Origin of the sequence: Lactococcus petauri (assembly GCF_002154895.1) — a bacterium.
GTDB classification, from domain to species: domain Bacteria; phylum Bacillota; class Bacilli; order Lactobacillales; family Streptococcaceae; genus Lactococcus; species Lactococcus petauri.
The window spans coordinates 310,601-328,626 of sequence record NZ_MUIZ01000002.1 but is presented as its reverse complement, the minus strand read 5'-3'; the positions used below and the strand labels follow the sequence as shown (position 1 = coordinate 328,626).

The 18,026-nt window shown below is 37.6% G+C and carries 20 protein-coding genes; 17 read left to right on the top strand and 3 right to left on the bottom strand.

The genetic code is table 11. The annotated features are described in order from the left end of the window. Positions 1–61: 61 nt before the first annotated feature. Complete coding sequence (locus BZZ03_RS04230) at positions 62–2,098, top strand: copper-translocating P-type ATPase (RefSeq protein WP_086582609.1); 2,037 nt, start codon at positions 62–64, stop codon at positions 2,096–2,098. A 25-nt stretch (positions 2,099–2,123) separates the two neighbouring features. On the opposite strand, the gene BZZ03_RS04225 is transcribed toward BZZ03_RS04230, so the two are convergent. Continuing rightward, positions 2,124–2,573, bottom strand: a complete 450-nt coding sequence (locus BZZ03_RS04225; protein WP_046401178.1) for a GNAT family N-acetyltransferase — start codon at positions 2,571–2,573, stop codon at positions 2,124–2,126. Positions 2,574–2,738: 165 nt separating this feature from the next. On the opposite strand from BZZ03_RS04225, the gene BZZ03_RS04220 reads away from it, so the two are divergent. Genes BZZ03_RS04220 through BZZ03_RS04205 form a run of 4 tightly spaced genes read left to right on the top strand, consistent with a single transcriptional unit; the run spans position 2,739 to position 5,406 of the window. Continuing rightward, positions 2,739–3,065, top strand: a complete 327-nt coding sequence (locus tag BZZ03_RS04220; RefSeq protein WP_046401179.1) for a PadR family transcriptional regulator — start codon at positions 2,739–2,741, stop codon at positions 3,063–3,065. Further along, positions 3,058–3,678, top strand: a complete 621-nt coding sequence (locus tag BZZ03_RS04215; protein ID WP_086582608.1) for a DUF1700 domain-containing protein — start codon at positions 3,058–3,060, stop codon at positions 3,676–3,678. The genes BZZ03_RS04220 and BZZ03_RS04215 overlap by 8 nt, the downstream gene beginning before the upstream one ends. Further along, positions 3,675–4,553, top strand: coding sequence for a DUF4097 family beta strand repeat-containing protein (locus BZZ03_RS04210; protein WP_086582607.1), 879 nt, complete (start codon positions 3,675–3,677; stop codon positions 4,551–4,553). The genes BZZ03_RS04215 and BZZ03_RS04210 overlap by 4 nt, the downstream gene beginning before the upstream one ends. A gap of 13 nt (positions 4,554–4,566) precedes the next feature. Next, positions 4,567–5,406, top strand: coding sequence for an undecaprenyl-diphosphate phosphatase (locus BZZ03_RS04205; RefSeq protein ID WP_019293965.1), 840 nt, complete (start codon positions 4,567–4,569; stop codon positions 5,404–5,406). Between the two features lie 107 nt (positions 5,407–5,513). On the opposite strand, the gene BZZ03_RS12150 is transcribed toward BZZ03_RS04205, so the two are convergent. Next, positions 5,514–6,155: a hypothetical protein gene (locus BZZ03_RS12150; RefSeq protein ID WP_165716825.1), complete on the bottom strand. Its 642-nt coding sequence runs from the start codon at positions 6,153–6,155 to the stop codon at positions 5,514–5,516. A gap of 186 nt (positions 6,156–6,341) precedes the next feature. On the opposite strand from BZZ03_RS12150, the gene BZZ03_RS04190 reads away from it, so the two are divergent. The 11 genes from BZZ03_RS04190 (at position 6,342) to hpf (ending at position 16,182) form a co-directional block, all read left to right on the top strand. Then, a complete protein-coding gene (locus BZZ03_RS04190; RefSeq protein WP_086582606.1) occupies positions 6,342–6,914 on the top strand; it encodes a TetR/AcrR family transcriptional regulator in 573 nt (190 codons plus the stop codon). Positions 6,915–6,933: 19 nt separating this feature from the next. Continuing rightward, the gene (locus BZZ03_RS04185; RefSeq protein ID WP_017369821.1) at positions 6,934–7,293 is read left to right on the top strand and encodes an iron-sulfur cluster biosynthesis family protein; all 360 of its coding nucleotides are present in this window, start codon (positions 6,934–6,936) and stop codon (positions 7,291–7,293) included. A 1-nt stretch (position 7,294) separates the two neighbouring features. Next, positions 7,295–8,653, top strand: a complete 1,359-nt coding sequence (locus tag BZZ03_RS04180; protein ID WP_086582605.1) for an FAD-dependent oxidoreductase — start codon at positions 7,295–7,297, stop codon at positions 8,651–8,653. 127 nt (positions 8,654–8,780) lie between these two features. After that, on the top strand, positions 8,781–9,935 hold the full coding sequence (locus tag BZZ03_RS04175) for a cystathionine gamma-synthase (RefSeq protein ID WP_086582604.1): 1,155 nt from the start codon (positions 8,781–8,783) through the stop codon (positions 9,933–9,935). A 108-nt stretch (positions 9,936–10,043) separates the two neighbouring features. Then, positions 10,044–10,592, top strand: coding sequence for a DUF6036 family nucleotidyltransferase (locus tag BZZ03_RS04170; RefSeq protein WP_046401186.1), 549 nt, complete (start codon positions 10,044–10,046; stop codon positions 10,590–10,592). After that, positions 10,593–10,874, top strand: a complete 282-nt coding sequence (locus tag BZZ03_RS04165) for a hypothetical protein (protein ID WP_019293959.1) — start codon at positions 10,593–10,595, stop codon at positions 10,872–10,874. A 68-nt stretch (positions 10,875–10,942) separates the two neighbouring features. Beyond that, positions 10,943–12,316, top strand: a complete 1,374-nt coding sequence (locus BZZ03_RS04160) for a M24 family metallopeptidase (RefSeq protein WP_086582603.1) — start codon at positions 10,943–10,945, stop codon at positions 12,314–12,316. A gap of 264 nt (positions 12,317–12,580) precedes the next feature. Further along, on the top strand, positions 12,581–13,144 hold the full coding sequence (gene ahpC / locus BZZ03_RS04155) for an alkyl hydroperoxide reductase subunit C (RefSeq protein WP_019293957.1): 564 nt from the start codon (positions 12,581–12,583) through the stop codon (positions 13,142–13,144). Between the two features lie 58 nt (positions 13,145–13,202). After that, positions 13,203–14,732, top strand: a complete 1,530-nt coding sequence (ahpF, locus tag BZZ03_RS04150) for an alkyl hydroperoxide reductase subunit F (protein ID WP_086582602.1) — start codon at positions 13,203–13,205, stop codon at positions 14,730–14,732. Positions 14,733–14,896: 164 nt separating this feature from the next. Next, positions 14,897–15,514 carry an FMN-dependent NADH-azoreductase gene (locus tag BZZ03_RS04145; RefSeq protein WP_017370397.1) on the top strand — a complete coding sequence of 206 codons (618 nt, stop codon included), beginning with the start codon at positions 14,897–14,899 and terminating at the stop codon, positions 15,512–15,514. Between the two features lie 110 nt (positions 15,515–15,624). After that, the gene (gene hpf, locus BZZ03_RS04140) at positions 15,625–16,182 is read left to right on the top strand and encodes a ribosome hibernation-promoting factor, HPF/YfiA family (RefSeq protein ID WP_086582601.1); all 558 of its coding nucleotides are present in this window, start codon (positions 15,625–15,627) and stop codon (positions 16,180–16,182) included. Between the two features lie 51 nt (positions 16,183–16,233). On the opposite strand, the gene BZZ03_RS04135 is transcribed toward hpf, so the two are convergent. Next, the gene (locus BZZ03_RS04135) at positions 16,234–17,070 is read right to left on the bottom strand and encodes a DUF368 domain-containing protein (RefSeq protein ID WP_019291677.1); all 837 of its coding nucleotides are present in this window, start codon (positions 17,068–17,070) and stop codon (positions 16,234–16,236) included. A 224-nt stretch (positions 17,071–17,294) separates the two neighbouring features. Here BZZ03_RS04135 and BZZ03_RS04130 point away from each other — a divergent pair, with 224 nt between their 5' ends. Next, positions 17,295–17,915, top strand: a complete 621-nt coding sequence (locus BZZ03_RS04130; protein WP_086582600.1) for a GntR family transcriptional regulator — start codon at positions 17,295–17,297, stop codon at positions 17,913–17,915. The last annotated feature ends 111 nt before the right edge of the window (positions 17,916–18,026 follow it).

The following is an 18,026-nucleotide window of genomic DNA, read 5'->3' as shown; positions in this document are numbered from 1 at the left end:
TTACAATTGTAAACTGTAGATATAGAGTTATTAAAAGAATAGAAAATTTAAGGAGGTTGAGATGGAAGAAGAACATAAAGAGCACATGCATCACGAGATGAATGATATGGCAGAAATGGACCATCATGATGGACATGATATGATGAACCATGGAGGACATATGATGCACATGGGTAATATGGGTAAGAAGCTGAAAGTCAGCATTGCGCTCATGGTTCCTTTGCTTGCTATTTCAAGTATTGCTGGTTTTCAGCTGATAAGCTTTCAAGGCGATTCGATTGTCAGACTTATTTTAGGGTCCATTATTTTCTTCTATGGTGGCACACCTTTCTTTAGTGGCGCGCGTGGAGAATATCAATCTCGAAAACCGGCGATGATGATGCTCATTACGATGGGAATTGTCGTGGCTTATGCTTACTCGGTTTATGCTACGGTTTTATTATGGACAGGTGGCGAGGCAATGGACTTTTGGTTTGAGCTCTCGACCTTGATTGTTATCATGCTGGCAGGTCACATTATCGAGATGCGCGCAGTTAGTCGTGCAGGTGATGCACTAAAAGACCTCGCATCCCTCATTCCTAAAAAAGCACATCTGAAAGACGGAAAAGATGTGGCCATTTCTGAGCTCCAAGTGGACGATATTCTTCTCGTAAAAGAAAACGAACGTATTCCAGCTGATGGTATTGTGACAACAGAAACGGCTCATTTGTCTATCGATGAATCGATGATTACAGGTGAAGCGCGTTTGGTCTCAAAAGAAGCAGGAGATACAGTTTACGGCGGTTCTCTAAACCAGAACCTCCCTTTTGAAATGAAAGTAACTTCTCTAGGAAAAGATTCTCTTCTGGCGCAAATTGCGCAATTAGTAGAGAAGGCGCAAAAGCAAAAGTCTGCCAGTGAAAACTTAGCAGATCGTGTAGCAGGTTGGCTTTTCTGGGCGGCATTGATTGTGGGGGTTGGTTCCTTTATTATTTGGATGATGACTTCTTCATTGAGCTTTGCACTTATGACTGCTGTTTCTGTCTTTGTCATCGCATGTCCTCACGCCTTAGGATTGGCTGTACCTTTAGTCGTGGCACGCCTAACTAATCTTTCGGCTAAAAATGGTTTGCTGATTCAAAACCGTACATCTCTTGAATCTATTAGTAAAATAAAATATGCCCTTATGGATAAAACCGGGACACTCACAGACGGAAAATTTAGTGTACGTCAAGTAGTCGATTTGCCTAAGGATGATAAGGTAGATATTCTACAAGTTATGGCCGCATTAGAAAGTGGTTCAACACACCCTATTGCGCTGTCAATTGTCAATGCTGTTGACGATTTGAAATTAGAAGCAGAAAATCTGGAAAATATTCCTGGTGTAGGCTTGAAAGGTACTGTTCAAGGAAAAAATTACAGTATCGTCTCTTACGCTTACCTCAAAGAAAATGGAATTACGGTTGATGAGGCAGAAGTTCAAAAGGTCTTTGACCAAGGTCTGACTGTTTCCTTCCTCATTTCGGATAAAACACTTTACGGTTTTGTCGCTTTAGGTGATTCCCCAAAAGAAGATGCGAAATTCTTTATCGAAGAATTGAAAAAACGTGATATCATACCTGTAATGTTGACTGGAGATAATGAAGCTACCGCAGAAAAAATTGCAAAAAATCTTGGTATTGCGGAATATCGTGCTGAATTAAAACCAGAAGATAAAGCAAAGATTGTCCAAGATTACCAAGAAAAAGGTGGTGTTCTCTTTATTGGTGACGGTGTCAATGACTCACCTGCGCTTGCTACAAGTGATCTCGGCATTGCGATTGGAGGCGGAACATCTGTCGCTATCAATACAGCAGATGTTGTCCTGGTCAACTCACATCCGAGTGATGTTTTAGCACTGATTGAGATAGCTAAACGCTCTAATCGTAAGATGAAACAAAACCTTTGGTTTGGAGCGGGTTATAATATCATTGCTATTCCTGTTGCTGCCGGCATTCTTTACCCAACCTTTGGTATCTCTATTGATCCATTGGCTGCTGCAGTATTGATGAGTATTTCAACAGTAATTGTCTCAATCAATGCGATGGGACTAAAATATGAAAGACCACAAGAAAAATAAAAAAAACTCCTATTTAGGAGTTTTTTTAGATTTGGTAAGAATACATCCGTAACATCTCGTCTTCATCTTCCGCTTGAACAAAGCCAATAAATTCCCAACCGTAGCGTTCATAAAGATGAGTATGGTCAGTGACAAGATAGAGCCTATGAACCCCTTGCATCTTCATATCATCGCAAGCTTCTTGGAGTAACTTTTCCGCAATCCCTTGACTACGGAATTCTTTTTCCACATACAAAGCACAAATATTAGGCGATAAATCTTTACGATTATGAAAATCATTTTCAATAATTCCAAGGCCACCAATAATTTCTGATTCATGGATCATCATATACCATTGCGGAATGGTTTCTGAACCTTGGAGGCAAGCCTCCATGCTTTCTTGATAGGCAGAAAGTGGAATTTCCCATTTCTGGTGAAACCAGTTTGCAGCTTGTTCAAGCTTTTCCTTATGTTCCCGGAGTTTTATGATTTGCATGCAGTTCTTTACCCTTCAGTTTAACTTTAACTTATTTTATCATATCTTTTGAAATTATTGCCTCATACTTGTCAGCAGATGTTTTATATGTTATTATATGTCGTATAGTATAGTATCATATTATACAACATATAATATGCTATGAAGGAAAAGGAAAGGACAATTATGGATATTCAAATTCCAACCTTACTTCTAGACGGGACAGTGCTTTCTTTGTTGAATAAGAAAGATATGTATGGCTATGCGTTGACAAAAACAGTACAAGCCCAACTTCCGATTAGTGAATCAACCATGTATCCTGTCTTACGTCGTTTAAAAAAGCATGAGCTTTTAGAAAATTATGACGAGCCTTATGAAGGTCGCATGAGACGTTATTATCGGATAACAGAGAATGGACGCCAAGAGCTTCAAAAAATAACTGCTGACTGGCAGCAATTCCGTAATGCCATGGATAAACTTTTAGTAGAAGGAGAACTCGAAAACGATGAATAGTTATTTAGAGGCTGTGCAGGCCCATCTGACAGATCTACCTCAAGAAGAAAGTAGAGACTTAATCGCTTATTATCAAGAATACTTTATTGAGTCAGGAATGACACTTGAGGATATAACAGCACAGTATGGAACACCAAAACAATTTGCTACCAAGCTCAAACTCAGTTATTTCTTAGACCAAGATGATCACGCGCAAGAAGAAGAAAAAAGTATACCCGCTAAATCACGCTTTCAGCTGGTCTGGCTCATTATACTTGGTCTTTTTGCTTCACCGCTTTTGGTACCCTTGGCACTTGCCATTCTTTTACTTATTCTAGCCTTGTTAATGATGCTATTAGCTCTCCTCTTTAGCCTGTACATGCTTGATGTTTCACTCGTGTTTGGTGGATTATTCTCCTTCATTTCTGGACTTGGTGTCATCTTCAGTAGTCCAATGACAACACTTGTCTTTAGTGGACTTGGTCTTTTGCTTTTTGGGTTGGGAATCCTTATCAGTCCTTTTATTCTTTTCCTCACAAAATGGCTGTGCCTTCGTTTTCTTGGAATGATTAAATGGTTGGGGCGTAAATTAACTCAAAGAACCAAACGCGATCAGAAAGGAGGAGTCTTGTGAAAAATAAAAGAACGATAGTTGCCGCACTGACTATGATTATTTCTGGCATTATTCTTTTAGGTATTGGCTTAGCTGCTGGAGGTAAAACGAGTCTTGTCTGGAAAGAAGGCCGTCCTCAAATCTCTCATCTTATTTCTACAGAACAGACTTTTGCTACAGATAAAGTAAAAAATATGATTATCAACAGTAAAGATGCGGATTTAGAAATTATCTCTGGCTCAACTCTGAAAGTTGAGAGCCACTTGCTTGATCAGAAGCCTGAGATTAACCTTCAAGGTAAAACTTTGAAGGTTGAGGCGAGAAAAAGCACCTTTGACTTCAATTTAGGGCTTAATTTTGGTAAAATGGGTCAGGAAAAAATAATTGTAACTGTACCAGAAAATATGAATTTTGAGAAAATCATTATCGACGGAACATCCGGACAAAAAACCTTGCGTGATTTGAAAGCAGATAGTCTCAAAATTAATCTTCGAGATGGTGGCCTTTCCTTAGAAAGAATTAAAGGAAGCCAACTCACGATGAATATTAGTGATGCTGCGTGGCAATTGCGTGATTTGACTTTGGCGGGACATTTGAAAGTAACTTCTAATGATGGGGCATCTGTTTTAGAACGTGTGACAGCAGAAAGTATGGATTTTGCTTCAAATGATGGTGCAACTATTTTTGAAAATCTTCATCTGAAAGAACGTAGCAAAATTGTTAAAAAAGACGGCCAATTGAAAATAATAAACAGTCAATTGCCGGGGATAAATGTAGAGGCAGAAGAACTTTATGTAAATCATGTCAAAAAAGAATTTCCTTATCAGATGGGAAATCAAGAGACAGCTTTGACAGTCAAAGTTACAGATGGCAGTTTCTACCTCATTAATGAATAGGACATAAGGAAAAATGGATTTAAATTTTATTGAACTTTTGAAAATTATTTTTCTCGGCATCGTCGAGGGAATTACAGAATGGCTCCCCGTATCAAGCACAGGGCATATGCTTTTAGTGGATGCCTTCATTCACACCAATATGACACAAGCTTTCAAAGATATGTTCTTTGTAGTCATCCAATTAGGTGCAATTATTGCAGTTATTGTGGAATTCTGGTCACAGATGAATCCTTTTGTTAATGTTGAAGGAAAAGGTGTACGGATCAAACGTTCTGTCTTTAACATGTGGGTTAAGGTTGTAGTGGCCTTCCTTCCGTCAGCTGTATTTGGCTTATTCTTAAATGATTTCTTAGAAGAAAATTTTGGGACACCATTGACAATTGCCATTATGCTGATTGTTTATGGTATCGCCTTTATCGTGATTGAACGTTGGAATAAAACACGTGTACCAAAAATCAATACAATGAAAGAAATTACCTATCAAACTGCACTGATCATCGGGATGTTCCAAGTCCTCTCAATGATTCCAGGGACATCACGATCAGGCGCAACAATTGTGGGTGCCTTGCTTATTGGAGTTTCACGTGTCGTTGCTGCCGAGTTTACTTTCTTCCTCGCAGTACCCACTATGCTTGGTGCCTCTGCCTTTAAACTCTTGAAATTCGGCCTTCACTTTAGTCTCTCAGAAGTGATTGCCCTTATCGTTGGAATGGTTGTCGCTTATGTTGTATCTATCTTCGTTATTAAATTCTTGATGAGCTACATCAAACGCCGTGACTTCCAAATCTTTGGTTGGTACCGTATTGCGCTGGGAATTATCGTTATCCTCTTCATCCTTGTGGGTGTAATTTAAAACACAGATCAGAAAAACCTACCCTGCTTAAGGCCATGTACCTTAAGCAGGGTAGGTTTTTATTTTGAATTTTTTAAAAGCCTAAATACAAACAAAAAGCTCAATTTTTACTTCACTTGTATTTTGGAAATGATTTGAGCAGCTTCGTAATCAAATGAAATAGGTATTTCTATTGTTTGCATGCTGTCTAGTAATTTTTGCGATTCCTCCTTAACCCATGAAGGATTTTTGGGGTATCTTTCATCTTGATAATGATTTGGATCTTTATAAAAATTTATTGAACCGTCATGATTAGAACTATAGGTAATAATAGTTGTTCCGGCCATCGTATTATCTTTGCTAAAGGATAAAGTAACAGTTTCTTGAGGAAGAACTACAGAGCCTTCAAAAGGAAAAATCTGATGATTTTGTCCATTTTTAGTGACATCGATAGATACAGGTTGATAATCCCCTTTATAATAATGAATTATTGCTTCTGTTACGCGCGCATATTCAATTTGTTCAGCACTATAACCTTCAAATAAAGAAGAAGAAGTTTGTTCAGTTTCCTTTTCTTCAGATGTAGGAGTTGATGTAGGGATACTCTCCAAAGCACTTGATGATTGGGTTTCTGTTGTCTTTACGGTGCTCTTATTAGTACTTGAAACTGGAACATTTTTTGTTTCAGTATTTTCTTTTTTGACATCTTTACATCCACTAAGTACAAAAACTCCTATTAATGCTATCGATAATAGTATGGTCTTCTTCATAATTCCTCCAATATAGTTTTTACATCCGTTATATTTTAGTGTAACAAAATATTATAATTTTTAATATCATAAACCTTTCACAAAATTAAGAAAAGAAAATCTCAGTTCAATTATTTGGTCAAGGCATCATAATTTGGTATATTAGTATTGTACCAAGCGGTAGGTAAAATGATTGGAGCGTGTAAAGTGTCAGAAGCAAAAGAAAAAATCATTGACAGCAGTAAAAAGCTTTTTTGTCAAAAAGGTTATGCCTCAACTTCTATCCGAGATATTCTCGAGGACTCGGGTACTGGAAAAGGACAACTCTATCATTATTTTTTATCAAAAAAAGAAATCTGTTTAGAAGTGATTCGTTCGCATAGTAATGACTGGGAAACACAATGTTTTGATCCCTTATTGCTCCAGATGGAGGATCCCAAACAAGCTTTGCTAGCAATGCTAAACTGGGAAATTCAGGTGCATGTGGATGAAACACAACATTATGGTTGTGCTGTAGGAAACCTAGTCGTTGAACTTGGTGCGAGTGAAGACAAAGATTTTCGTGAGTTGTTAGGACAGCTTATGGAGACTTGGACAGCATTGATTCAAGCTAGGATTGTGGAAATCACAGGTTGGACTCAAGCGCGTTCTAAAACGCAAGCTCAGCATATCATCTCAACGATACAAGGAAGTCTCCTACTACTGAAACTTACACAAGACTGGTCAGTTTTTGAAAACGGCTTGGATCAATTAGGAAAAGAAATTAAGGCACTTGCTTAAACCATAGGAGGAAAAAAGCATGAAAATTATATTTGACAAAACAGTAAGCGAAAAATTAGCGAAATTTGATAATGCAGATTTTGTATTGGATTTTGACCACGAGTTGAGTGAAAAGAACGAGGCTATTGACGCATGTGCGGGCGGTATCTCACGTTACCGTATCCTTGCTATTGACAAAGGCAAGTTGCCAGAGGCTTTTGATGCACATATGGATTCAGAATTTGGCCCTGTTTACTTCAAAAAATGGGGGGAAATGTTCTGGAGCGCCCAAGATTTACATGCAAAAGTAGAAGGCAGCTACAACCTCATTGCTTTGAAAACAGACGGAGAATATTTGAGCCATAATCTTCTCATCGTTGACTATAGAGGCAAGCTGTAATATGGAGAGAAGGACATTTAAGAATTTAATTATTGGCTTTGGGAAGGCAGGGAAAACCCTTGCTAAATCATTGGCCAATAAAGGGGAAACAGTAGCAATCGTGGAACAATCTACGCGGATGTACGGGGGAACTTGTATTAATATTGGCTGTATTCCGTCTAAGTCGTTAATTGTAAATGGCCAAAAAGGTGAAGCTTTCACCGAGGCAGTCCTTCAAAAATTCAGCCTGGTCGAAAAGCTGAATAAAAAGAATTACCATATGATTGCAGATGAACCAAATGCAACTGTAATTGACGGGAAGGCGAGATTTCTTTCAGACCATGAGGTCGAAATATCCGAAGAAGGAAAGCCCATAATGCTTGTTCAAGCTGAACGTATCTTTATCAATACGGGTGCGCGTGCTATTTTGCCCTCAATCCTTGGTATGTCGGAGAGTAAAAATCTTGTGACCTCGACAGGGTTGATGGACTTACAAGAAAAACCTGAACACCTTCTGATTGTGGGTTCTGGCTATATCGGACTTGAATTTGCAGCCATGTTTCTGTCTTATGGATCAAAGGTAACGATTATTGACTCACACGATATATTTTTGCCGCGTCAAGATAGAGATGTTGCGCAGCGCGTGAAGCAAGATTTAGAAGACGCTGGTGCTGTCTTCAAGCTCGGCTATGAAATAAATGGTGTTTTTGATCGTGATGAAGCAAGTATCCTCAATATTACAAAAGATGGTCAAGCAGAAGAAGTACAAGGAAACAAGATTCTTCTTGCTACAGGTCGTAAGCCCAATACTTCTGGATTAGGTTTAGAAAATACTTCAATCAAAGTTGGCGAGGCAGGACATATCTTAGTGAATGAAAAGCTTGAAACCTCTGCTCCAAATATTTGGGCTTTGGGTGATGTACATGGTGGACCACAATTTACTTATACGTCATTGGATGATTTTCGTATCATTGAAAGTCAACTTTATGGCGACAAATCTCGGACATTAAGTAATCGAGGTGAGTTAGCAAGTAGTGTTTTTATCACACCAACTCTGTCTAATATAGGCTTAACAGAAACAATAGCTCAAGCTCAAGGTACCAAATATCGATTGTTCCGTTTAGAAGCTACATCTATTCCAAAATCTGCAGTACTTGGACAAAGTAAAGGGCTACTTAAAGCATTAGTAGATCCAGAAACACAAGAAATATTAGGTGCAACTCTTTATGCTGAAGAATCACATGAAGTGATAAATATTTTATCGCTTGCGATGAAAGCAAAAATACCTTACACCATGTTACGAGATCATATCTACACTCATCCAACCATGAGCGAAGCTTTAAATGATCTTTTTGCTCCGGCAAATGAAGTGAAACTATAAGAAAAAAGCCCTTGTTTAAGGGTTTTTCTCTTAACATAAAAAAATTAAAAGTCGGATATAGGATTACCCAAAGTCAACAAAAGATAATCTGCATTATAATAAATAAACAATTAAAAAGAGGTGAAGTATGAGTGAGATGAAATTAAAAACAAAGATGATTCATGGAGGCATCAGTGAAGATGCTACCACAGGGGCCGTTTCTGTTCCGATCTATCAAGTGTCGACATATAAGCAAGATGGTTTGGGTCAACCCAAAGCTTATGAATATTCACGATCGGGAAATCCAACCCGTCATGCCTTAGAAATGCTCATTGCTGACCTAGAAGGCGGTGTGCAAGGCTTTGCTTTTGGCTCAGGTTTAGCTGGTATTCATGCCGTTCTTTCTATTTTTAAATCGGGGGACCACTTGATTCTTGGGAATGATGTTTATGGGGGAACTTTCCGCTTAATGGATAAAGTCATGTCTAATTTTGGTTTGGAATATGATTTGGTCGATTTGACAGATATTTCTGATTTAAAAGATAAGATTAAAGCTTCAACCAAGGCAATATATTTTGAAACACCTTCTAATCCTTTGATGACTGTTTTAGATATCCAAAAACTTGCAGATATTGTTAAGGAAAATAATCTACTGACAATCGTTGATAATACTTTTGCGACACCTTACTTCCAACGTCCTTTAAGTTTAGGTGCGGATATTGTTTTGCATTCCGGTACGAAGTACCTGGGTGGACATTCCGATGTTGTTTCCGGTCTTGTCACCACAGATAAAGAAGAATTAGCTGAGCGTATCGCCTTCATGCAAAATTCAATTGGTGGTGTTTTAGGTCCTCAAGACAGTTGGCTAGTTCAAAGAGGGATCAAAACTTTAGCACTTCGTATGGAAGCTCATGCCAAAAATGCTCAAAAAATTGCAGAGTTCCTTGATGCATCAGAGGAAGTAAGCAAAGTATATTACCCAGGTCTCCCGCAAGATCCAGGACATGAGATTGCTTCTCAACAAATGTCTGGCTTTGGAGGAATGCTTTCTTTCGAACTTAAGGATGAACATAAAGTAAAAGACTTTGTCGAAGCTCTAGAATACTTTACTTTAGCTGAATCACTCGGAGGTGTGGAAAGTCTGATTGAGGTACCTGCAGTGATGACACATGCTTCAATACCGAAAAAGATTCGTGAAGAAGCTGGCATTAAGGATGGACTGATTCGCCTATCTGCCGGTATCGAAGATATCCAAGATTTATTGGAAGACTTGAATCAAGCCTTTGCGAAAATTAACTCTTAAAGCACCACTAGGTGTTTTTTATTATGTAAAAAGAGGAAAAACTCTTTTTTTATAAGACACGGTATGCTATAATCAAGAAGAGAGTTTTCAAGAGAAAGTATATAATTTATGAATTATAATAAGTTGTTTACGCGTTTGAATGAAAAATTAGCAGAAAATGATATCCACCTAAGCTTACAATGCGTAGGCGGTTTTGTCTTGGAGTATCATGGTCTAAAAGCTACAGAGGATATCGATGCCTTTTATGAATCAACTGCGAAAGTTGAGGAAATTATTGCTGAGATTGGGCAAGAATTTCATGTCGGAACGGCTAATGAACCTTGGTTAAGCCATTCTATCGGTCGCATCATGTCACTTTCTGATGAAGATAAAGTTTTAATCTTCAAGGCAAGTCATCTCGAAGTCTATTTGTCTTCCTTGCAGTCAGTTTTGATTGACAAAATTCAAGTGGGCAGAGCCAAGGATATTCCTGATATTGCCCAGATTATGAAGAAGTTAAACATTGAGCGTCCAGATACGCTCCTTGATTTACTCAACAATTATTCAGAAGGAACTTCAGATCCTGCGGTTGTTTTAGAAGCTTACGGTCTCGCTTATGGCCAAGAAGCGTTAAAAAATTATTTAAAAGAAAATCCCGAACTTTTGAGGCTATTATAAATGAATTGGAAAGAATATTTTGAAGCTGCGGCTCAAAAATCAAGAGGAAATGCGCGGCTCTGGCTCCGCTATTTGAATAAAGCAATCCAGCGTGAACAAACTTTTTTGACACAAGACGATATTGATTATCTTCGGCAGTCAGAGCACTTGTCGTATTTTCAGCGCTTTTTCCTGACTTTAGCAGTTGAGGAAGGGAGCAAAGCTTGGGAAATGACGGTTTCTTTATCCGAACCTGCTCAATTTTCACGCTTGAAAGCCGTCGCCCAAGAGTTAAAAAATTAAAAGAATATAAAGTAAGAAATAAGAATTGCTGAAGCGGCAGTTCTTATTTTGACAAAAAGGAGCAAGAGATGATTCAACTCACGAAATTTACCCCCCCAACGCTTGAAGAAAACTTAAGACCAGTTGGACTGACAGATGATACAATGGCGCAGAGAAGGCAGAAATTACTTGATAAAATGACCCAAGATAATTTTGATTGCTTAATTATCTATGCGGACCTAGAACATGGAAGTAACTTTGAGTATCTTACAGGTTTTCTCCCGCGTTTTGAAGAAGCCCTGCTTGTACTTCATAAGGATAGCAAAGCTTATCTTGTTTTAGGTAATGAAAACCTAAATAAAGCAGATAAGGCAAGGTTAAAAGCAGAAGCTGTACATATGCCACATCTTTCTCTACCTAATCAGCCTATGAATACTCAAGAAACAGTTGAAGAAATTTTAAGCAAATGTGACCTAGAGCATACTCAAAAGATTGGTTTAGTAGGGTGGAAAAACTTTACCAGCACAAAAGAGGATAATTATCAGCTTTTCGATTTACCTCATTTTTTAGTTCACGCTGTCCAAAGCTTATGTCCAAAAGCCATACTAGAAAATGCTACACGTCTGTTTATTGGGGAAAATGGTGTTCGCACAACAAATAATGCAAATGAATTTGCCCATTATGAATTTGGCGCTGCTTTGGCAGGACGCTGCATGTTAAACGCGATGAATCAGATAGAGCTTGGAAAAACCGAAATGGAAGTTGCAAGAGAATTATCAGACCTTGGACAAGCACATAATGTCGTTACAATAATGGCAACTGGCGAACGTTTTGTAAAGGCCAATATCTATCCAAACGATAAAGTCATTAAAAAGGGAGACAAACTTTCCCTAACGACAGGGTATAAAGGAGGCCTCCAAAGCCGAGGAGGCTATGCGGTAAGTCAAGTTTCTGAGCTTCCAGATGAAGAGAAAGATTATCTTTCGGCTGTTGCAAAACCTTATTTTAATGCCGTTAAAACTTGGCTGGAAACAATCAAGATTGGTATACAAGGGCAAGAGCTATATAACAAAATAGAAGAAGTTTTGCCACAAGAAAAATACGGTTGGACTCTTAATCCTGGTCATCTCTCCGCTGATGAAGAATGGATGAGCTCACCAGTTTATCCGCAGTCAACAGAAAGTATCGAGAGTGGCATGCTGTTCCAGATTGATATTATTCCATCTGTTTCTGGATACGGTGGTGTAAGTTGTGAAAGTGGCATTTTCTTGGCGGATGCACAGTTAAGACAGGAGATAAAAGAAGCGTATCCTGACATTTGGGGGCGCGTGCAAGAGAGAAGAGCTTATATTCAAAATGAATTAGGCATCACACTTCGCGACGAGATACTTCCAACAAGTAGTGCAACAGCTTATTTACGTCCTTTTATGTTGGATAAGACGTTAGCTTTTACTGTAAAATAAAGAAGCCCACCTGGGCTTTTTTTGTTTTTAATAGATAATTTTTAAAAGCGAGTGATTTGTTATTTGATAAACATTTTCGTGATGGGTGTTTCGTATATCTAAACAATAGTATATAGAATCATCACTCAAAATGTAATAATTCAGAAGTGTTAAGCGCTTTATTTTCTCTAAAAACTTGAACATATCTTTTGACTAACCTTATTCATTTTGTGATAATTATTTAAGAAGTACAAAAAAATATTAGAAAAATTGGAGATAATAATCATGTCATTAATCGGAAAAGAAGTTGCACCTTTCGTCACTGAAGCTTATCAAAATGGCAAGTTCTTGACAGTAAACTCAGATGATCTTAAAGGAAAATGGAATGTCATCGTATTTTACCCTGCAGACTTCTCTTTTGTTTGTCCAACAGAATTGGAAGATTTACAAGAACAATATAGTATTCTTAAAGATTTGGGCGTAGAAGTTTATTCATGTTCTACAGATACACATTTTGTTCATGCAGCTTGGCACGAGCACAGTGAAGCTATTGGTAAAGTAGAATATCCAATGCTTGCTGATCCATCACAAAAGATTTCTCGTATTTTTGATGTATTGGATGAAGAATCTGGTTTATCACAACGTGGTTCATTTATCATCGACCCAGATGGTATTGTACAAGCTGTCGAAATCACTGCAGACGGTATCGGCCGTGATGCAAGCCAATTAGTAGATAAAGTGCGCGCAGCACAATACATTCGTAAGAATCCAGGTGAAGTCTGCCCTGCCAAATGGAAAGAAGATGCAGAAACTTTGACACCAGGTTTGGACTTAGTCGGTAAAATTTAATTTAATAAGGCGAAGTAGATTACTCGCCTTTTTAAGCTAAAAAGAATGGAAAGATAAAATGTTAGAAGAGAATCTTAAAGCGCAACTCAAACAATATTTAGAACTTTTAGAAAATGATATCGCATTACGTGTCAAAGCAGATCCTGAAGATGTCAATGGTAAAAAAGTTCGCGAATTTGTCAATGAAATTGCTGAAATGTCACCACGTATAAGTGTTGAAGAAGCTAAGTTAGTCAAAGCTCCTGGCTTTTCTGTCGTTCGCAAGGGAGAAATGAGGGGTATTGCTTTTGCTGGTATTCCTTTAGGTCATGAATTTAACTCGCTTGTTTTGGCTCTTTTACAAGTAAGTGGTCGCGCACCAAAGATTGAAGATGACCTCAAAAAACGTATTCAAGCCATTGATAAACCTTATCATTTTGAAACTTATGTAAGTTTGACTTGTCATAACTGTCCAGATGTTGTCCAAGCCTTGAATATCATGAGTGTTCTTAACGAAAATATTACGCATACGATGATTGAAGGCGGCATGTTCCAAAACGAAGTCAAATCTCGTGGTGTGATGGCTGTGCCAACAGTTTTTGTTAACGGTGAGGAATTTTCAAGTGGGCGCATGAGTCTTGAAGAAATATTAAATAAACTCGTGGGTCAAGCTGGAAGTGAAGAATTTGATGATAAAGATCCTTATGATGTTCTTGTTGTTGGCGGTGGTCCAGCAGGTGCGAGTGCGGCTATTTATGCAGCACGCAAAGGGATACGCACAGGTATTTTAGCAGAAAAATTCGGTGGTCAGCCATTAGAAACTCTAGGCATTGAAAACTTGATTGGGACGACTTATACTGAAGGACCAAAGTTAGCTGCTCAACTGGAAGAACATGTCAAAGCCTATCCAGCTGATATTATGAAAACACAAAAAGCAGTGAAATTAGAGAAAAACGACCTGCTTGAAGTGACTCTGGAAAATGGAGCTGTCCTACAGTCTAAAACGGTTGTATTATCAACAGGAGCACGTTGGCGTTCACTTGGTATTCCAGGTGAGGAAGAATTCAAAAATAAAGGAATTGCTTATTGTCCGCATTGTGATGGACCGATCTTTGCAGGTCAAAAAATTGCCGTAGTTGGGGGAGGAAACTCGGGGATTGAAGCAGCCATCGATTTAGCTGGTGTAGTTGAACATGTGACTGTTTTAGAATTTTTACCAGAGCTTAAAGCAGATAAAGTTTTACAAGAAAAACTCTATTCACTGGATAATGTTACGGTTCTGACCAATGTAGAAACGAAGGCTATTCATGGTACAGATAAAGTTGAAAGTCTAGATTATGTCGAGCGTGATACTCAAAAAGAAGTAAACCTCGAATTATCAGGTGTCTTTATTCTTATCGGTCTTGTGCCCAACACAGAGTGGCTTGAGGGAGTAGTAGAGCGTAACTCTCGAGGCGAAATTATCGTTGACAAGCAAGGGGCTACTAATGTACCTGGTTTATTTGCTGCAGGGGATTGTACAGATTCAGCTTATAAACAAATTGTGATTGCTATGGGAAGTGGTGCAACAGCTTCTCTGGGTGCTTTTGACTATCTCATTCGTCATTAAAAATAAAACCATCTTGAAACATTTCGAGGTGGTTTTATTATCTTTTAAGTTTGTGCTAAGTTTCACGTACTAAAATTGTAGCATTCGTAAAATGTTTTTGCTATAATATTAAAGTAAAAATTGTTTACAAATGTAAATTAAACAAAATCTTGGAGGATTTATTAATGACTAAATTACTTGTTGTAAAAGGACATCCTTTGACAGCTGAAGACAGCTTCTCAATTAAAGGCTTGGATACTTTCGTATCAGCCTATAAGACTGCAAATGCAGATGATGAAGTAGAAGTACTCGATGTTTTCTCTGCCGACATTCCTGAAATTGATCAAGACATGGCTTCTGCTTTTATTGCAATGCAAAATGGTGTAGACTTCACTGCCTTGTCTGAATCACAACAAGATAAAGTTGCACGTTTTGGTGCCTTTACAGAACAGTTCCTTTCAGCAGATAAGGTAGTCATTGCGAGCCCATTGTGGAACCTTATGATTCCTGCTAGCCTTAAAAAATGGATTGATACAGTCAATGTTGCTGGTAAAACTTTCCGTTACACAGCAGAAGGACCAAAAGGTTTGGCAACAGATAAGAAAGTTATGCACTTGCAAGCAAGCGGTGGTATGTACAATGGTCAAGATACAGGTAGCCAATACATGAAGACTATCTTTGAATTTATTGGTACAGACTTCTCTTCACTTAGTGTTGAAGGTCATGCTTACCAACCTGAAAAAGCTGAAGAATTTTTGGCTGAATTCCTTGGTAAAGTAGAAACTGCAGCACAAGAGTTTTAATTCTGGTAAATCTCGGATATTAGTTGACCCATATTTGTTTTTATATTAAAATTAAATAAGAAATAAATAAAAGAAAGAGCATTTCTTTGAAATGCCATGGGAACAACCTTATGATTAAATTTAGTATTCGTGCTGAAAATGTGGAAATTACAGATGCAATTCATTCATATATCGAAGATAAAATCGGTAAATTAAATAAATATTTTAATGATGGACATGAAGTCACAGCCTACGTGAATATTAAGTCTTATTCCGATAAGCGTAATAAGGTTGAAGTAACTGTGCCAGCTAAAAATGTAACTTTAAGAGCAGAAAATACTGCTCTAGATGTACTTGCAGCTATTGATTTAGTGGAAGAAAAGTTAGAACGACAAATTCGCAAATATAAAACGCGTGTAAACCGCAAATCAAAAATAAATGTCCCAACTGGCTTAGCCTTTGGTGACGAATTTGCTCCTTTAGATGCCATTGATGAGATTGAAGAAGATACTGTGAAAATCGTCCGCACGAAACGTGTTGATCTTAAACCGATGGATGCGGAAGAGGCAGTGCTTCAGATGGATATGCTTGGCCATGATTTTTATGTTTTCTTGGATGCCTATACTAATCGTACGAGTGTTGTTTACCGACGTGCCGATAAAAATATTGGTTTAATTGAAACAGACTAAGATAAAAAAGACTGGATTGATATCCAGTCTTTTTTATTATGATATTAATCTTTATTTATATTTTTCTTCTAACTTACTCATCCAGAGACCTAATACAAGTCCAATTACAAAGAGTAGAGCACTCATAAAGAAGGTTGAGAGAGTTGCACCTGCATAATTGATGGCTTCGGCACTTTGTGTAGGTACTACAATCAGCAATGTGCTTGAGAGTACTAAACCAATGATAAAGTTGTAAACTTTAGAATGGAAATTAATAAGAAGTTTCTCCATTAATTTTGAAAAACTTACTAGAGCAAATAATCCACCAATGGCAATAGGAAGAAACACACCGAAAATATCACGGTTTTTAAAACCTTCGAGCATCGGAGAGAAAAGTCCAAGAATCAAAAGAAGATTTGATGGACTAAGTCCAGGTACCAAAACACCTAAGGCAATTAAAATACCTGCAAGGAAGAAACCAAAGAAGTTTGCCGGAACCGTCCCTGCAATGGCAGGTAACATATATAAAATAAGTGTTGACAAAACAAATGTGAGGATTAAAGTAAAGGTATCACTTTTATCACGAGCCTTCTGACGTGTGCTTTCTTTAAAGAGAGAAGGGAGTGTTCCTAAAATTGCACCTGCAAACCCCCATAATACAATTATCTGATAATGCGCTAACACCCACTCAAGAGGTCGACTAAGGAGAACTAAGCCTAAAATCCCACCAATACCAACAGGAAGGAAGAAAAGAAAATTCTTCTTGAAATCCTGACGAATATGAGCCAAGAAATGGAGCATACGTTCATAAATCCCTAAAATGGCTGCAAGAACCCCGCCAGAAACACCAGGAAGAATGAAGCCAAGAGCAATAATCATTCCTTTAATCAATCGAAAAATCCAGTTCATATTATCACTTTCTATTTTTAAACTTTTGCGACTATTATATCATAGATTACTTATACGAAACATATTTATCATACAAGTCGATAAAATACAAACTAGGATATATTCGAAATTTTACACTATAAAAATAATTTTACTATCTTTTTTTGTATTTTTACATTAAAATAGAAAGCATAATGCATTTTTATATGATGATAGTATACGAATAAATAAAAAAGGAGGAAAAAGTGAAAGAGGTTAGACAACCGAAATATCAGCAAATTGCTATATTAATTGCGGAAAATATTGTACGCAACGAATTAAAAATCGGTCAAAAAATTTATGCAAGATCGACCTTAGCAACAACTTTTGGTGTTTCTCCCGAAACAGCACGAAAAGCAGTAAGCATTCTTAGTGATTTAGGGATTGTGGATTCAATTCATGGAAGTGGCGTCGTTATTGCTTCACGTCAAAAAGCTCAACAGTTTTTGACTCAACATCAAGAAGTTAAATCAATTCAGGATTTACAAGCTGATATTTTGAAAAGTGTCGCTCGCCAACAAAAGGAACTTGCCAATTTTTCATCGACTTTAGATAAACTCGTTGGACAAACAGCACACTTTCAAAAATCCAATCCAATGACTCCGATTGAACTTGAGCTTAATGAACCTTCCGAAAACTTAGGTAAAACTATCGGAGAAATGAACTTATGGCAAAATACAGGTGCAACCGTTATTGCCATCTTACAGAATGACGAATTAATTATTTCGCCGGGTCCATATGCAACATTGAACCAATATGATACCTTGTATTTTGTTGGTGGAGCAGATTCTTTACAAATTATTCAAAATTTCTTTTATAAAAATTAGTTTTGACATTGAGAAATATCTTTCTATAGAGACAGGCAATAGGAACTGTCGCTATAGGAGGATTTTTTTCAAATTTAGGCAATTTAAGATATTTGTAAGTTTACTTATTTG

Bases quoted from the DNA above. Each gene is read 5' to 3' on its own strand.
- BZZ03_RS04230 (WP_086582609.1), top strand. From the start codon at position 62: ATGGAAGAAGAACATAAAGAGCACATGCATCACGAGATGAATGATATG.
- BZZ03_RS04225 (WP_046401178.1), bottom strand. From the start codon at position 2,573: ATGCAAATCATAAAACTCCGGGAACATAAGGAAAAGCTTGAACAAGCT.
- BZZ03_RS04220 (WP_046401179.1), top strand. From the start codon at position 2,739: ATGGATATTCAAATTCCAACCTTACTTCTAGACGGGACAGTGCTTTCT.
- BZZ03_RS04215 (WP_086582608.1), top strand. From the start codon at position 3,058: ATGAATAGTTATTTAGAGGCTGTGCAGGCCCATCTGACAGATCTACCT.
- BZZ03_RS04205 (WP_019293965.1), top strand. From the start codon at position 4,567: ATGGATTTAAATTTTATTGAACTTTTGAAAATTATTTTTCTCGGCATC.
- BZZ03_RS12150 (WP_165716825.1), bottom strand. From the start codon at position 6,155: ATGAAGAAGACCATACTATTATCGATAGCATTAATAGGAGTTTTTGTA.
- BZZ03_RS04185 (WP_017369821.1), top strand. From the start codon at position 6,934: ATGAAAATTATATTTGACAAAACAGTAAGCGAAAAATTAGCGAAATTT.
- BZZ03_RS04180 (WP_086582605.1), top strand. From the start codon at position 7,295: ATGGAGAGAAGGACATTTAAGAATTTAATTATTGGCTTTGGGAAGGCA.
- BZZ03_RS04175 (WP_086582604.1), top strand. From the start codon at position 8,781: ATGAGTGAGATGAAATTAAAAACAAAGATGATTCATGGAGGCATCAGT.
- BZZ03_RS04170 (WP_046401186.1), top strand. From the start codon at position 10,044: ATGAATTATAATAAGTTGTTTACGCGTTTGAATGAAAAATTAGCAGAA.
- BZZ03_RS04165 (WP_019293959.1), top strand. From the start codon at position 10,593: ATGAATTGGAAAGAATATTTTGAAGCTGCGGCTCAAAAATCAAGAGGA.
- BZZ03_RS04160 (WP_086582603.1), top strand. From the start codon at position 10,943: ATGATTCAACTCACGAAATTTACCCCCCCAACGCTTGAAGAAAACTTA.
- ahpC (WP_019293957.1), top strand. From the start codon at position 12,581: ATGTCATTAATCGGAAAAGAAGTTGCACCTTTCGTCACTGAAGCTTAT.
- ahpF (WP_086582602.1), top strand. From the start codon at position 13,203: ATGTTAGAAGAGAATCTTAAAGCGCAACTCAAACAATATTTAGAACTT.
- BZZ03_RS04145 (WP_017370397.1), top strand. From the start codon at position 14,897: ATGACTAAATTACTTGTTGTAAAAGGACATCCTTTGACAGCTGAAGAC.
- hpf (WP_086582601.1), top strand. From the start codon at position 15,625: ATGATTAAATTTAGTATTCGTGCTGAAAATGTGGAAATTACAGATGCA.
- BZZ03_RS04135 (WP_019291677.1), bottom strand. From the start codon at position 17,070: ATGAACTGGATTTTTCGATTGATTAAAGGAATGATTATTGCTCTTGGC.